This is a genomic window from Pseudomonas xanthosomatis (assembly GCF_019139835.1).
GTDB classification, from domain to species: domain Bacteria; phylum Pseudomonadota; class Gammaproteobacteria; order Pseudomonadales; family Pseudomonadaceae; genus Aquipseudomonas; species Aquipseudomonas fakonensis.
Genome location: NZ_CP077075.1, coordinates 1,151,760 through 1,166,854, shown reverse-complemented (window position 1 = coordinate 1,166,854; position 15,095 = coordinate 1,151,760). Strand labels below are relative to the sequence as shown.

10 protein-coding genes are annotated in these 15,095 nt (G+C 64.6%); 8 read left to right on the top strand and 2 right to left on the bottom strand.

The window, feature by feature from the left end; translation table 11 throughout:
* The first annotated feature begins 185 nt into the window (after positions 1–185).
* Positions 186–2,831, top strand: coding sequence for a pyruvate dehydrogenase (acetyl-transferring), homodimeric type (gene aceE / locus KSS93_RS05075; protein WP_217887412.1), 2,646 nt, complete (start codon positions 186–188; stop codon positions 2,829–2,831).
* 13 nt (positions 2,832–2,844) lie between these two features.
* On the top strand, positions 2,845–4,482 hold the full coding sequence (gene aceF, locus KSS93_RS05070) for a dihydrolipoyllysine-residue acetyltransferase (RefSeq protein ID WP_217887411.1): 1,638 nt from the start codon (positions 2,845–2,847) through the stop codon (positions 4,480–4,482).
* A gap of 398 nt (positions 4,483–4,880) precedes the next feature.
* Here the strand turns inward: aceF and KSS93_RS05065 are convergent, their stop codons facing one another.
* Complete coding sequence (locus tag KSS93_RS05065) at positions 4,881–5,417, bottom strand: NUDIX hydrolase (RefSeq protein ID WP_217887410.1); 537 nt, start codon at positions 5,415–5,417, stop codon at positions 4,881–4,883.
* 1 nt (position 5,418) lies between these two features.
* Complete coding sequence (locus KSS93_RS05060) at positions 5,419–6,486, bottom strand: DUF2333 family protein (protein ID WP_217887409.1); 1,068 nt, start codon at positions 6,484–6,486, stop codon at positions 5,419–5,421.
* 250 nt (positions 6,487–6,736) lie between these two features.
* Here KSS93_RS05060 and KSS93_RS05055 point away from each other — a divergent pair, with 250 nt between their 5' ends.
* The 6 genes from KSS93_RS05055 to accC all read left to right on the top strand — a co-directional run bounded on the left by KSS93_RS05055 (position 6,737) and on the right by accC (position 14,980).
* Entirely contained in the window at positions 6,737–8,353 is a 1,617-nt protein-coding gene (locus tag KSS93_RS05055; RefSeq protein ID WP_217887408.1) for a response regulator, read from the top strand.
* Positions 8,354–8,528: 175 nt separating this feature from the next.
* On the top strand, positions 8,529–10,490 hold the full coding sequence (locus KSS93_RS05050; RefSeq protein ID WP_217887407.1) for a methyl-accepting chemotaxis protein: 1,962 nt from the start codon (positions 8,529–8,531) through the stop codon (positions 10,488–10,490).
* A gap of 161 nt (positions 10,491–10,651) precedes the next feature.
* Entirely contained in the window at positions 10,652–12,415 is a 1,764-nt protein-coding gene (locus KSS93_RS05045) for a protein-disulfide reductase DsbD (RefSeq protein ID WP_217887406.1), read from the top strand.
* Between the two features lie 177 nt (positions 12,416–12,592).
* Complete coding sequence (gene aroQ, locus KSS93_RS05040; RefSeq protein ID WP_011535870.1) at positions 12,593–13,045, top strand: type II 3-dehydroquinate dehydratase; 453 nt, start codon at positions 12,593–12,595, stop codon at positions 13,043–13,045.
* A 100-nt stretch (positions 13,046–13,145) separates the two neighbouring features.
* Positions 13,146–13,607: an acetyl-CoA carboxylase biotin carboxyl carrier protein gene (gene accB / locus KSS93_RS05035; RefSeq protein ID WP_217887405.1), complete on the top strand. Its 462-nt coding sequence runs from the start codon at positions 13,146–13,148 to the stop codon at positions 13,605–13,607.
* Positions 13,608–13,624: 17 nt separating this feature from the next.
* Positions 13,625–14,980: an acetyl-CoA carboxylase biotin carboxylase subunit gene (gene accC, locus KSS93_RS05030; RefSeq protein ID WP_217840499.1), complete on the top strand. Its 1,356-nt coding sequence runs from the start codon at positions 13,625–13,627 to the stop codon at positions 14,978–14,980.
* The last annotated feature ends 115 nt before the right edge of the window (positions 14,981–15,095 follow it).

Below are 15,095 nucleotides of genomic sequence, written 5' to 3'. Positions count from 1 at the left end.
TCGCATTTGTGTAGTTTTACTACTACCCACGGCGCGCAAAAGCATGAAATGCGAAACCATTTGTAGTAAAACTACACCGCGCCGGATGACTGTCCGGTAATCCAAGAATTCACGACGTCTGCCCATAAGGCCAGTCGCAAACTCAGGCCATCGATTCTGGTGGCCTTTCCGCCCTGGAGCAAGCCATGCAAGACCTCGATCCAATCGAAACCCAGGAATGGCTGGATGCCCTGGAGTCGGTCCTCGACAAAGAAGGCGAAGACCGCGCTCATTACCTGATGACCCGCATGGGCGAGCTGGCCACCCGCAGTGGCTCGCAGCTGCCGTATGCCATCACCACGCCATACCGCAACACCATCCCTGTCACCCACGAAGCACGCATGCCTGGCGATCTGTTCATGGAACGCCGCATTCGCTCGATGGTGCGTTGGAACGCCCTGGCCATGGTCATGCGTACCAACCTGAAAGACTCGGACCTGGGTGGCCACATCTCGAGCTTCGCCTCCAGCGCCACGCTGTACGACATCGGCTTCAATTACTTCTTCCAGGCCCCGACCGACGAACACGGCGGCGATCTGGTGTTCTTCCAGGGCCACGCTTCGCCAGGCGTTTACGCCCGTGCCTTCATGGAAGGCCGCATCAGCGAAGAGCAGATGAACAACTTCCGTCAGGAAGTGGACGGCAACGGCCTGTCTTCGTACCCGCACCCATGGCTGATGCCTGATTTCTGGCAGTTCCCGACCGTTTCGATGGGTCTGGGCCCGATCCAGGCCATTTACCAGGCGCGCTTCATGAAGTACCTCGAAGCCCGCGGCTTCATCCCGGCCGGCAAGCAGAAGGTCTGGTGCTTCATGGGCGACGGCGAGTGCGACGAGCCGGAATCCCTGGGCGCAATCGCCCTGGCCGGCCGCGAGAAGCTGGACAACCTGATCTTCGTCATCAACTGCAACCTGCAGCGCCTCGACGGCCCGGTTCGCGGCAACGGCAAGATCATCCAGGAACTCGAAGGCGTGTTCCGTGGCGGTGGCTGGAACGTCAACAAAGTCGTCTGGGGCCGCTTCTGGGACCCACTGCTGGCCAAGGACACCAACGGTGCCCTGCAGCGCCGCATGGACGAAGTCATCGACGGCGAGTACCAGAACTACAAAGCCAAAGACGGCGCGTACGTTCGTGAAAACTTCTTCAACACCCCAGAGCTCAAGGCCATGGTCGAAGACCTGTCCGACGACGAGATCTGGAAGCTCAACCGTGGCGGCCACGACCCGTACAAGGTCTACGCGGCATACCACCAGGCTGTTAACCACAAAGAACAGCCAACCGTCATCCTGGCCAAGACCATCAAGGGTTACGGTACCGGTGCCGGCGAAGCCAAGAACACCGCGCACAACACCAAAAAGGTCGACGTCGACAGCCTGCGTCACTTCCGTGACCGCTTCGACATCCCGGTAAAGGATGCCGACCTCGAGAACCTGCCGTTCTTCAAACCAGAAGAAGGTTCTGCCGAAGCCAAGTACCTGGCCGAGCGCCGTGCTGCCCTGGGCGGTTTCGTGCCGCAGCGCCGTGCCAAGAGCTTCAGCGTGCCAACCCCGCCGCTGGAAACCCTGAAAGCGATCCTGGACGGCTCGGGCGACCGCGAAATCTCCACCACCATGGCCTTCGTGCGTATTCTGGCGCAGCTGGTCAAGGACAAGGACATCGGCCAGCGCATCGTCCCGATCATCCCGGACGAAGCCCGTACCTTCGGTATGGAAGGCATGTTCCGCCAGTTGGGCATCTACTCGTCGGTCGGTCAGCTCTACGAGCCGGTCGATAAAGACCAGGTGATGTTCTACCGCGAAGACAAGAAGGGCCAGATTCTCGAAGAAGGCATCAACGAAGCCGGCGCCATGTCGTCGTTCATCGCTGCCGGTACTTCGTACAGCTGCCACAACCAGCCGATGCTGCCGTTCTACATCTTCTACTCGATGTTCGGCTTCCAGCGCATTGGCGACCTGGCCTGGGCCGCTGGCGACAGCCGTACCCGTGGCTTCCTGATCGGCGGTACCGCCGGCCGTACCACGCTCAACGGTGAAGGCCTGCAGCACGAAGACGGTCACAGCCACATGATGGCGGGCACCATCCCGAACTGCCGCACCTATGATCCGACCTACGGCTACGAGCTGGCGGTGATCATCCAGGACGGTATGAAGAAGATGACCGAAGAGCAACAGGACATCTTCTACTACATCACCGTGATGAACGAATCCTACCAGCAGCCAGCCATGCCGGCCGGTGTAGAGGAAGGCATCATCAAGGGCATGTACCTGCTCGAAGAAGACACCCGCGATGCCGCGCACCACGTACAGCTGATGGGCTCCGGCACCATCCTGCGCGAAGTCCGCGAAGCCGCGAAGATCCTGCGTGAAGAGTTCAACGTCGGCGCCGACGTGTGGAGCGTCACCAGCTTCAACGAACTGCGTCGCGACGGCCTGGCCGTGGAACGCGCCAACCGCCTGAAGCCGAACCAGAAGCCACAGCAGACCTACGTCGAGCAGTGCCTGGCCGGCCGCAAGGGCCCGGTTGTAGCCTCCACCGACTACATGAAGCTGTTCGCCGAGCAGATTCGCCAGTGGGTGCCAAGCAAAGAGTTCAAAGTCCTGGGTACCGACGGTTACGGTCGCAGCGACAGCCGCAAGAAGCTGCGTCACTTCTTCGAAGTCGACCGCCACTTCGTGGTGCTGGCTGCCCTGGAAGCCCTGGCCGACCGTGGCGAGATCGAACCCAAGGTTGTGGCTGACGCCATCGTCAAGTTCGGCATCGACCCGGACAAGCGCAACCCACTGGACTGCTGAGGAGTATTTTTAAGTGAGCGAACTCATTCGCGTACCTGACATCGGCAGCGGTGAAGGTGAAATCATCGAGCTGTTCGTCAAGGTCGGTGACCGTATCGAGGCTGACCAGAGCCTGCTGACCCTGGAGTCCGACAAGGCCTCCATGGAGATCCCGGCCCCCAAGGCCGGCGTCATCAAGGAACTGAAGGTCAAGCTGGGCGACCGCCTCAAAGAAGGTGACGAGCTGCTGGTTCTGGAAGCCGAGGGCGCCGCTGCTGCGGCCCCTGAGGCTCCGGCTGCCGCCGCTCCCGCTCAAGCTGCTGCGCCGGCTCCGGCCGCCGAAGCTGCCCCAGCTGCGGCCGCAGCCCCGGCTGCAGCCAGCGTGCAGGACATCCACGTGCCGGACATCGGCTCGTCGGGCAAGGCCAAGATCATCGAAGTGCTGGTCAAGGTCGGCGACACCGTCGAAGCCGACCAGTCGCTGATCACCCTGGAGTCCGACAAGGCCTCCATGGAGATCCCTTCGCCGGCTGCCGGCGTGGTCGAAGAAGTCCTGTGCAAGCTCGAAGACGAAGTCGGCACTGGCGACCTGATCTTCAAGCTGAAAGTCGCAGGCGCAGCTCAGGCTGCTGCCCCGGCTCCGGCCGCTGCTGCCCCGGCCAAGGCTGAGGCGGCTCCGGCTGCCGCACCTGCTGCTGCTGCCCCGGCTGCTGCACCTGCTCCGGTCGCTACCGCACCGGCTGCCGGCAACAACGCCAAGGTTCACGCAGGCCCGGCAGTTCGCCAGCTGGCCCGCGAGTTCGGTGTCGATCTGGGCGCAGTGGCTGCTACCGGCCCGCACGGCCGCATTCTGAAAGAAGACGTGCAGGTTTACGTCAAGGCAATGATGCAGAAGGCCAAGGAGGCACCGGCAGCTGCTGGCGCAACCGGCGGCGCCGGCATCCCGCCGATCCCTGCCGTGGACTTCAGCAAGTTCGGTGAAGTGGAAGAAGTGGCCCTGACCCGCCTGATGCAGGTCGGTGCCGCCAACCTGCACCGCAGCTGGCTGAACGTGCCGCACGTGACCCAGTTCGACTCCGCCGACATCACCGAGCTGGAAGCCTTCCGCGTTGCGCAAAAAGCGGTGGCTGAAAAGGCCGGCGTGAAGCTGACCGTGCTGCCGCTGCTGCTCAAGGCCTGCGCCTTCCTGCTCAAGGAACTGCCGGACTTCAACAGCTCGCTGGCGCCAAGCGGCAAGGCCATCATCCGCAAGAAGTACGTGCACATCGGCTTCGCCGTGGACACCCCGGACGGCCTGCTGGTCCCTGTGATCAAGAACGTAGACCAGAAGAGCCTGCTGCAACTGGCTGCCGAAGCTGCAGCCCTGGCAGAGAAGGCGCGTACCAAGAAGCTGTCGGCCGACGACATGCAGGGTGCCTGCTTCACCATCTCCAGCCTCGGCCACATTGGCGGCACCGGTTTCACGCCGATCGTCAACGCGCCTGAGGTGGCTATCCTGGGCGTCTCCAAGGCGACCATGCAGCCGGTCTGGGATGGCAAGGCCTTCCAGCCGAAGCTGATGCTGCCGCTGTCGCTGTCCTACGATCACCGTGTGATCAACGGCGCTGCCGCCGCGCGCTTCACCAAGCGCCTGGGCGACGTGCTGGGCGACATCCGCACCATGCTGCTGTAACGCTGCACCAGCCGCCTCTGCACGCAGGGGCGGCACCGTTTTCGAGCTGCCACGCTCGTACCTCAACCCCGCCCCATGGCGGGGCTTTTTTTGCCTGCGCAGGCCTTATCGCCGGCAAACCGGCTCTCATATAACAAACTGCAACTCATTGATTTAACACGGTTCCTGTGGGAAGCGGCCTTGCCGGGGCGCCGTCCGGTCGAGATGGGGCGCGAAGCGGCCCCAAGGCCTCGGCCTCATGCAAAATTGCCGGGGCTGCTGCGCAGCCCATCTCGACCGGACGGCGCCCCGGCAAGGCCGCTTCCCACAGGGGGCGCGGTGCATCGGCGAGACTAGTTCTCTGCGCGACAGCGCAGCCCGAAAGGGCTGGGTGATCTCCTACAGACGTGTGTCGGCGTTCAGGCGAGGCTCGCCTGGTAGCGCTGCAACGCCACCAGCGAATCCGGGCAATAGCGCAGCTTCTGGCTTTCCTGCTCGGCCTGCATCACCGGCACGAAGCGCGCCTCCATCACCTCTTCAGGCTGCAGGCGCAACGGCCCGTCCCACACCGCCGAAAACACCGCGCACCACAGCCGGTTGCCCGGCTGGTCGAAGTAGAACTTCTCGTGAAAGCGCAGCGGCACGCCGCCCACGCCCAGCTCTTCCTGCAGCTCACGCGCCGCCGAGTCTTCGTAGCTTTCCCCGCAGGTCACCATGCCCCCTGCCGCCACATCCCAGTAACCGGGGTACAGCGCCTTGCTCATGGTGCGCCGGTGCACGCACAGCTCGCCCTTGCCGTTGAACAGCAGGATGAACGTGCAGCGCCCGATCAGGCCGCGCTCGCGCAGCTCGGCCCGCGGCAGGGCGCCAAGGGGTTGGTCGTGTTCATCCACCCAGGCGACCAGCTCTGCGTCGGAGGCCGCGCGGTGCGCGACCTCGGCTGGGCTGATGGCCATGTCAGCCTTGCGACAGCAGCTGGCGCAGGTCGATCACTGCGGCGTTGGCGCGGGAGATGTAGTTGGCCATCACCAGCGAGTGGTTGGCCCACATGCCAAAGCCGCTGCCGTTGAGCACCATCGGGCTCCACAGCGGCTCCTGCGAGGCTTCCAGTTCGCGGATGATCTGCCGCACGCTGACCGTGGCGTTCTTCTTCGCCAGCACGTCGGCAAAATCCACCTCGATGGCGCGCAGCAGGTGCGACAGCGCCCATGCCTGGCCACGGGCTTCGTAGAACACGTTGTCGATCTGCAGCCACGGCGTCTCGACCACCTCTTCGTCCACCTGCGGCGCTTGGCCGGCGACCACGGTTTCGGTTTTCAGGTTGCTGTTGAGCTTGACCCGGCCGACGCTGGCCGACAGGCGCTGCGAAAGCGAGCCCAGGCGGGTGGCCACGTCACCCAGCCAATTGTTGAGGTTGTCGGCGCGGGTGTAGAAGATCGCGCCCTGGTCGCCCTTGGCCAGGCGCACCTGGTAGCGGTTCAGCGACTTGATGCCCTCTTCGAACTCCGACTCGCTGGACGGCAGGATCCAGCTCTTGTTGTCGAAGTTGAAGCGCGGCTCGGCCTTGGCTAGGTCGGCGTCTTCGGTGGACTGCGACTGCGAGCGGGCGAAGTCCTTGCGCAGGGCGCGGGACAGGTCGCGCACCTGCACCAGCACGCCGTACTCCCAGCTGGGCATGTTGTCCATCCACAGGCCCGGCGGGAAGCGGTCGTTGGAAATGTAGCCGCCCGGCTTGTCGAGCAGGGTGCCGGCGACGTTCTTGAGAGTCTCGATGGTGGTGTAGCCCACCACCATCTGCTGGCCGTTGCGCTCGGCGGCGGCCTGGGCGTTCTGCTGCACCGGGAACAGCGCAGGCTCTTCGCTCCAGTACCAGCCAAGGCCGATGCACACCAGCAGGTACAGGCCGATCAGCGTGCCCAGGGCGCGGCTCCACAGGCCACCTAGGTAGCTGCGGGTGGCGGAGGTACGGGTTTCGGCCCGCTCACGGGGCTCGGCTTTGGCCTCGCGGTTTTTCCAGTCCAGCATGGCGTTGTCCTTGATCAGTCTTGACGGGTTCAGGGGCTTTGACCACAGCCCATGGCCAGGGTGCCACGGCAAGCCCGCGTGCCAGCACTATAAAGCAGACGTCGCCTTTCGTATAAGCGACCAACAGGTCATTAACTGAATAATGGGCCCGGGACACTTTGTTGACGCCAGGCACTCGCTTGTCGGAAAAGCAGTGCTAGCATACAGCCATCATCGAACCTGCACCCCTCCTCTAATAAGTAGTCAGGACATGACCCAGCCAGCCGAGCCGAGCCACGAGCGCCTCAAGCAGCATTTCGCCCAACGGGTCATCCACCAGGCCCGGCAGATTCTCGAGATCTGGCAGCGCCTACAGCGTGGCGAATGGTCGAGCGCCGACCTGGGCGAGCTGTGCGAAGCCAACCTGCGCCTGCAACGCTACGCCGAACGCTTCGAACAGCCCGAGCACGGCAGCCTGTCGCAGGCCATCGGCCACACGCTGCGGGCCATCGAGGCCAACAGCGCGCGGCTGAACTCCGAACTGATCGGCGAGCTCAACCGCCTGATGCAACGCCTGTCGCGCACCGGCCTGCGCAAGGGCGACCAGCTCGACAACGTACCGCTGCCGCCACTGCGCAAGCCGGTGTACATCGTGTTGCAGGATCACGACCGCGCCGAGCGCCTGGCCCAGCAGCTGGAGTTCTTCGGCTTGGGCGTGCAGGCGCTGTACAGCGCCGAGGCGTTCCAGGCGTCGATGAGCGAGCGGTTGCCGTCAGCCATCGTCATGGATGTCGACTTCAGCGGCCCGGGCGTCGGCCTGCAGCTGGCGGCCCAAGCCCAGCAAGGGCTGGAGCAGCACATCCCGCTACTGTTCTTCAGCCTGCACGAAACCGACACCAGCACCCGCCTGGCGGCGGTGCGCGCGGGTGGCCAGGAGTTTCTCACCGGCACCCTGGAAGCCTCGAGCCTGCTGGAAAAGGTCGAGCTGCTGACCAGCGCCACCCAGTACGAGCCGTTTCGCGTGCTGGTGATCGACGACTCCCGCGCCCAGGCCCTGCACACCGAGCGCACGCTCAACAGCGCCGGCATCATCACCCGCACCCTCACCGAGCCGATCCGCACCATGAGCGAGCTGGCGGACTTTCAGCCCGACCTGATCATCCTCGACATGTACATGCCCGAGTGCACCGGCACCGAGCTTGCCAAGGTGATCCGCCACAACGACCGCTATGTCAGCGTGCCGATCATCTACCTGTCGGCCGAGGACGACCTGGACAAGCAGCTGGATGCCATGAGCGAGGGTGGCGACGACTTTCTCACCAAGCCGATCCGCGCCCGCCACCTGGTCACCACCGTGCGCAACCGCGCCGCCCGCGCCCGCCACCTCAAGGCGCGCATGGTCCGCGACAGCCTTACCGGGCTGTACAACCACACCCATATCCTGCAACTGCTCGAGGACTGCAGCTTCCGCGCCCGCCGCGAAGCGCAGCCGCTGAGCTTTGCCATGCTCGACATCGACCACTTCAAGAAGATCAACGACCGCCACGGTCACCCCATGGGCGACCGGGTAATCAAAAGCCTGGCGCTGTTCCTCAAGCAGCGCCTGCGCAAGACCGACTTCATCGGCCGCTACGGCGGCGAGGAATTCGCCATCGTCATGCCCAACACCACGCTGGAGGCGGCGCACAAGGTGCTGGACGAAATCCGCCGGCGCTTCGCCGAAATCCACTACCCGGCCCAGCCCCACGACCTGCAATGCACCTTCAGCGCCGGGGTGGTGCAGCTGGACGGCGAGCTGGATGCACCGAGCATGGCCAGCGCGGCCGACGAGGCGCTGTACCGGGCCAAACATGCCGGGCGCAACTGCGTGGTGCGGGTGGACCTTTAAACCTGTCACAACGCATTGACCAACGCGGCCCCTGTAGGAGCCGAGTATTGGTAAACCATACCGGCACAGTGCCACTTTTTTTATGGCGCCAAGCCCCCGTCGTCATCACCTCGTCACAAAACAGCAATAACTTCAGGCCCCGACCTCTCCACTCCCCCGCAGGAAGTTCGCGGCTATGCGCCTGAAGTGGCTGACCAATTTCAATACCCTGTTGCTGGTAACCGTGTGTATCGCCCTGGGCGTGACCCTGTGGTGGTCGCAACGCGCCCTCGAACGCCCCTACCAGTTGATGGAGCGCTACCTGGGCCTGTCCCAGCAGTTCCAGAACGAAGGTGCGCGCAATATCCAGGCGTACCTGAACAGCGGTGACGCCTTGCGCCACTCTGCGGCGATGGAGGCCAACACCCGCCTGCAAGCCGCCCTGGCCGACTGGCCGGACGAGCTGGCCGGCAAGCTGCGCCCAAGCCTGGACAGCCTGCAAGCCTTCACCGGCAACGAACTGCTGGCCGCCGGCAAGCTGGCCGGCGACCCGCAGGCCCTGCTGCTGCAGGCTGAGCGTGAGCTGGGGGCGAACTTCGAGCAACTGGCCAGCTACGCCCGCGACAGCGGCAGCAGCGAGGCCATTCGCTACCTCACCCCGCTGTTCGACGCCGCCCTGCACCTGAGCCGCCTGTCACTGGCCCGCGACAAGCTGGTCAGCAGTGGCCGCGCCGAACTGGCCGCCGAGGTTGAACGTGAACTGCAACTGATCGCCGCCCAGGCTCAGGTCATCGACGGCCTGCCGCTGCTGGGGGTGACCCGCGCCGCCGAATCCAACGCCGACGACTTCGCCGCCATGATGGGCCTGGAATCCCAGGCCAGCACCCAGCAGGAAGACGTCGCCGTGGGCCTGAAGCGCGAACTACAGAGCCTGGTCAACCGCTACCCGGCCGAACTGCAACGCACCCGCGAGCAGATCGAACGGCGCACCGAACTGGCCGCCAGCACCAACCAGCGCCTGGACGCCGTGCAACAGGCCATCGCCGGCCTTGAGCCCGAAGTACGCGGCCAGCATGCGAAGATCGCCGCCGAGGTGCGCATCATGCAGGGGCTGATGATCGGCCTGATCCTGCTGATCGCGCTGCTGATCGACACCCTGCAGCGGCGCCTGGCGCGCACCCTCACAGGCCTGGCCCCGGCCCTGTCGCGCTGGGCCGAGGGCGACTTCGCCCAGGCCATCGCCCTGGGCAAGACCAACCGCGAGCTGCACGACATCCAGGAGTCGCTCAACCGCCTGCGCCAGTACCTGGTGGAGCTGGTCGGCACCATCCGCCACAACGCCGAGCAAGTGGCCGGCAGCAGCCACGCCCTGGCCGGCATGAGCAGCGCCCTGCACGACGGCGCCGAGCGCCAGGCCGGCGATACCGCGCAGATTCGCGACGCCCTGGGCGAGCTGGAGGCGACCATCCAGCAGGTGGCCGGCGATGCCAGCGCCGCCGCCGACGCCAGCCGCGATGCCGGCCGCGCCGTCGAGCAGGGCCAGGCGGTGATCGGCCAGAGCCTGTCGGGCCTGCGTTCGCTGGTGGACGAGGTGCAGGGCAACGCGCGCATGATCGAACAACTGGCCGAGGAGTCGGCCACCATCGGCGGGGTGCTGACGGTGATCCGCTCGATTGCCGAACAGACCAACCTGCTGGCATTGAACGCAGCCATCGAGGCAGCCCGGGCCGGCGAGATGGGCCGCGGCTTTGCCGTGGTCGCCGACGAAGTACGCTCGCTGGCCCAGCGCACCACCGGGGCCACCGGCGAAATCCAGGCGCTGATCGACCGCCTGCAGCAAGCTGCTCGCGATTCGGTTGAAGGCATGCGCACCCAGCTCGAGCACGCCGAGGCCACCGCCGAGCAGGCGCAGTCGGCCGACGGCGCGCTGGACGAGATCGTCACCGCCATCCGCACCATCGCCGATACCGCCGTGCGGATTGCCGACGTGACCGCGCAGCAGACCGGCGCAGTGAGCGAGATTCGCGACCACAGCGAGCGCATTCACGAGCTGGGCGGGGACAACCTGCAACGCATTGGCGAGGGGCGTGAGCAGGGGGAGCAACTGCTCAAGCTGGGCGGTGAGCTCAATACCGCGGTGCGCGCGTTCCGCTTGTAACCTTCGCGGGCCCTATCGCCGGCAAGCCGGCTCCTGTAGAGCCTGCGTGCATCCTGTAGGATGCCGGCTTGCCGGCGATAGGGCCCGCACAGCCCACAACGGCCCTGTTGGCCTGCCAACTCCGCTATGATGCGCACCAGGTTCCACCTCGCGAGTCCGCCATGCGCCGCCTGTTTTTCCTGTTTCTCCTGCTGCTGGCCAGCCCCGCCTTCGCCAGCGGCCTGCTCGACAACCGCCCCAGCGCCACCCTTGGCGCCGCCTCGACAGCCAACAATGGCGACTTCCTGCCGGTGCGCGAGGCCTTCAAGCTGAGCCTGGTGCAGGCTGATGCGCAAAGCATCAAGCTGCGCCTGGTCGCCACTGACGGCTACTACCTGTATCGCCACCGCTTCCAGTTCCGCACCGAGCCTGCCGACATCAAGCTGGGCACGCCGAACATCCCCCAGGGCGAGCCCAAGCACGACGAATTCTTCGGCGACGTCGAGGTGTACCACGGCGTGGTCGACATCGACCTGCCGCGCAACGACCCGCGTGCCTTCACCCTGCTGGTGGGCTACCAGGGCTGCGCCGACAAGGGCCTGTGCTACCCGCCGGAAACAGAGCGCCTGAGCATCGATGGCGAAGGTGCGGTCAGCACCGGCAGCACCGAACAAGGCTGGAGCTGGAAATCGCTGGCGTTGTTCTTCCTCGCAGGCATCGGCCTGACCTTTACCCCCTGCGTGCTGCCGATGCTGCCGATCCTCTCCGGCGTGGTGTTGCGCGGCCAGGTCGGCGGCCTGCGCGGGCTGTCGCTGTCGCTGGCCTACGTGTTGCCGATGGCCGCCAGCTTCGCCGTGCTCGGCGCGCTGATGGGGCTGTTCGGTGCAGGGCTCAACCTGCAAGCGCGGCTGCAGTCGGCCTGGGTGCTGGTGCCGTTCGCGGCGTTTTTCGTGCTGTTCGCCCTGGCCATGTTCGGCCTGTTCGAGCTCAAGCTGCCCCAGGCCCTGAGCAACCGCCTGGACAAGGTCGCCAACCGCACTCAAGGCGGCTCGCTGCTGGGCGCCGCAGTGCTCGGCGTGCTCTCCAGCCTGCTGGTGTCGCCCTGTGTGTCGGCGCCCCTGGCCGGCGCCTTGCTGTACATCAGCGCCAGCGGCGATGCCATCGGTGGCGCCTTGAAGCTGTTCGCACTGGGCCTGGGCATGGGCGCACCGCTGCTGCTGGTGGCCACCGGCGGTGCCGCCTGGCTGCCCAAAAGCGGGCCGTGGATGTACACCGTGAAGAACGCCATCGGCGTGCTGTTGCTGGGCCTGGCCATAGGCCTGCTCAGCCGCGTACTGCCGGGGCCTGCCACCTTGCTGCTGGTCGGCCTGCTGGCTGCCGGGGTGGCGCTGTTCCTCGGCACATTGGAGTTGGTGGTCAAAACGCCTCGCCAGCGCCTGGCGCAACTGCTCGGCCTGGCCCTGCTGGTGTACGCCCTGGCCTGCTGGTACGGCGCCCTCAGTGGCCAGGGCGACCCGCTGCGCCCGCTGCCGGCGCCAATCGCCGCCGGCAGCGCGGCACCGGCCAAGGCTGATGCCTGGCAAACCCTCACCACCCCCGCCGCCCTCGATGCCGCGCTGGCCGAGGCCAAGGCCGCCGGCCAGCCGGTGCTGCTGGACTGGTACGCCGACTGGTGCATCAGTTGCAAGGTGATCGAGCACCAAGTGCTGAACGCACCGCAGGTTCAGGCGCAACTGGGCGGTTTACGCCTGCTGCGCTTCGACATCACCGACAGCAACGCCGAGCAGCGCGCCCTGCTCGACCGCTACCAGCTGTTCGGGCCACCGGCGCTGATGTTGTTTGCCGCGAACGGCAGCGAACTGACCGCTGATCGGGTGATCGGCGAGATAAACGCCGGCGATTTTGCTGCGGTTCTTTCGCGCGTGCGCGGCCAACTCGGTCTATAACTTCCCGCGACTTGTGAAAAATCTCGTTGCAAGTGACCAGAGTCAATCATCTGGTCACATACTTTGCGCGAACCTCGGGCAACGTGCTGGCTATTGCCGGGAACTGGACACTCGACGCCCGTTGCGGCAATATCGCCGCGCTATGTCGAATTGCCCTACAAAACCAAGGAATCGCAGATGGCAACCCTACTGGTGCTGCACGGCCCCAACCTGAACCTGCTGGGCACCCGCGAGCCGGGCCACTATGGCGCAGCCACCCTCGCCCAGATCAACCAGGACCTGGAGCAACGCGCCCGCGCCGCCGGCCACCACCTGCAATACCTGCAGAGCAATGCCGAATACGAATTGATCGACCGCATCCATGCCGCGCGCAACGAAGGTGTGGACTTCATCCTGATCAATCCGGCCGCTTTCACACACACCAGCGTCGCATTACGTGACGCGTTGCTTGCGGTGAGCATCCCATTCATCGAAGTGCACCTGTCCAACGTGCACAAGCGTGAACCGTTCCGTCACCACTCGTACTTCTCCGATGTTGCCGTGGGGGTGATCTGCGGCCTGGGCGCCACCGGTTACCGGTTGGCCCTGGAGTCTGCACTGGAACACCTGGCTGCCAACGCACAGCCCTGATGACACAAGGCTTTGGCCCCAATGGGCCGAGGCTTGGAAGAAACGTTTTCGACACGTTTTCAAATTACATCCCCGACCAAACACTGGGAGTTGCTGATTAATGGATATCCGTAAAGTCAAGAAGCTGATCGAACTGCTGGAAGAGTCCGGCATCGACGAACTGGAGATCAAGGAAGGCGAAGAGTCCGTTCGCATCAGCCGTAACAGCAAGACTCCGGCCGCTCAACAGTTCTACGCACCAGCTCCGATGGCCGCCCCGGTTGCCGCCGCTCCAGTCGCCGCTGCAGCGCCTGCCGCCGAAGCCGCTGCTGCAGCCCCGGCCCTGAAAGGCACCGTGGTCCGCTCGCCGATGGTCGGTACCTTCTACCGCAAGCCGTCGCCGACCTCGCCGAACTTCGCTGAAGTGGGCCAGGCCGTGAAGAAAGGCGACACCCTGTGCATCGTCGAAGCCATGAAGATGATGAACCACATCGAAGCCGAAATCGGCGGTGTGATCGACGCCATCCTGGTGGAAGACGGCCAGCCGGTTGAGTTCGACCAGCCGCTGTTCACCATCGTTTGATTCGCGGAGAGCCAACGATGTCTGGGAAGCTCGAAAAAGTTCTGATCGCCAACCGCGGGGAAATTGCCCTGCGGATCCTGCGTGCCTGCAAAGAGCTGGGTATCAAGACCGTCGCCGTGCACTCCACGGCCGACCGTGAACTGATGCACCTGGGCCTGGCAGACGAGTCGGTCTGCATCGGCCCTGCATCGTCCAAGGATTCCTACCTGCACATTCCGGCAATCATCGCTGCCGCCGAAGTGACAGGCGCAACCGCCATCCACCCGGGCTACGGCTTCCTCGCGGAAAACGCCGACTTTGCCGAACAGGTGGAAAACTCAGGCTTCGCCTTCATCGGCCCGAAAGCCGACACCATTCGCCTGATGGGCGACAAGGTTTCGGCCAAGGACGCGATGATCAAGTCGGGCGTTCCGACCGTACCGGGCTCCGACGGCCCGCTGCCGGAAGACGAAGAAACCGCACTGGCCATCGCCCGTGAGGTTGGCTACCCGGTGATCATCAAGGCCGCCGGTGGCGGTGGTGGTCGCGGCATGCGCGTGGTGCACAAGGAAGAAGACCTGATTTCCTCGGCCAAGCTGACCCGTACCGAAGCCGGTGCTGCGTTCGGCAACCCGATGGTGTACCTGGAGAAGTTCCTGACCAACCCACGCCACGTGGAAGTTCAGGTGCTGTCCGACGGCCAGGGCAATGCCATTCACCTGGGTGACCGTGACTGCTCGCTGCAGCGCCGCCACCAGAAGGTGCTCGAAGAAGCCCCGGCCCCGGGCATCGACGAGAAGGCCCGCCAGGAAGTCTTCAAGCGTTGCGTCGACGCCTGTGTCGAGATCGGCTACCGCGGTGCAGGTACCTTCGAGTTCCTGTACGAGAACGGCCGTTTCTACTTCATCGAGATGAACACCCGCGTCCAGGTCGAGCACCCGGTCTCGGAAATGGTCACCGGCATCGACATCGTCAAGGAGATGCTCAGCATCGCCGCTGGCAACAAGCTGTCGTTCCGCCAGGAAGACGTGGTGATTCGCGGCCACTCCCTGGAGTGCCGGATCAACGCCGAAGACCCGAAGAAGTTCATCCCGAGCCCAGGCAAGGTCAAGCACTTCCACGCCCCGGGTGGCAACGGCGTGCGCGTCGATTCGCACCTGTACAGCGGTTATTCGGTTCCGCCGAACTACGACTCGCTGATCGGCAAGCTGATCACCTACGGCAAGGACCGTGACGAAGCCATGGCGCGCATGCGCAATGCCCTGGACGAGATCGTCGTCGACGGCATCAAGACCAACATCCCGCTGCACCGCGACCTGGTGCGTGATGAAGGTTTCTGCAAAGGCGGCGTCAACATCCACTACCTCGAGCACAAACTGGCCAACCAGGAGTGATCGCTTGTTGAGGTAGCACGCCCGGCAACCGCTGCGATGCCAGCCACTGGCCTTTCAGAAAAAACCGGGGATTGCCACAAAAAAACCGATGCCAGAATCTGGCATCGGTTTTTTT

Excerpts from the sequence above, each read along its gene's own strand:
- accC (WP_217840499.1), top strand. The coding sequence starts at position 13,625 with ATGTCTGGGAAGCTCGAAAAAGTTCTGATCGCCAACCGCGGGGAAATT.
- accB (WP_217887405.1), top strand. The coding sequence starts at position 13,146 with ATGGATATCCGTAAAGTCAAGAAGCTGATCGAACTGCTGGAAGAGTCC.
- KSS93_RS05060 (WP_217887409.1), bottom strand. The coding sequence starts at position 6,486 with ATGCTGGACTGGAAAAACCGCGAGGCCAAAGCCGAGCCCCGTGAGCGG.
- aceE (WP_217887412.1), top strand. The coding sequence starts at position 186 with ATGCAAGACCTCGATCCAATCGAAACCCAGGAATGGCTGGATGCCCTG.
- KSS93_RS05055 (WP_217887408.1), top strand. The coding sequence starts at position 6,737 with ATGACCCAGCCAGCCGAGCCGAGCCACGAGCGCCTCAAGCAGCATTTC.
- aroQ (WP_011535870.1), top strand. The coding sequence starts at position 12,593 with ATGGCAACCCTACTGGTGCTGCACGGCCCCAACCTGAACCTGCTGGGC.
- KSS93_RS05045 (WP_217887406.1), top strand. The coding sequence starts at position 10,652 with ATGCGCCGCCTGTTTTTCCTGTTTCTCCTGCTGCTGGCCAGCCCCGCC.
- KSS93_RS05050 (WP_217887407.1), top strand. The coding sequence starts at position 8,529 with ATGCGCCTGAAGTGGCTGACCAATTTCAATACCCTGTTGCTGGTAACC.
- KSS93_RS05065 (WP_217887410.1), bottom strand. The coding sequence starts at position 5,417 with ATGGCCATCAGCCCAGCCGAGGTCGCGCACCGCGCGGCCTCCGACGCA.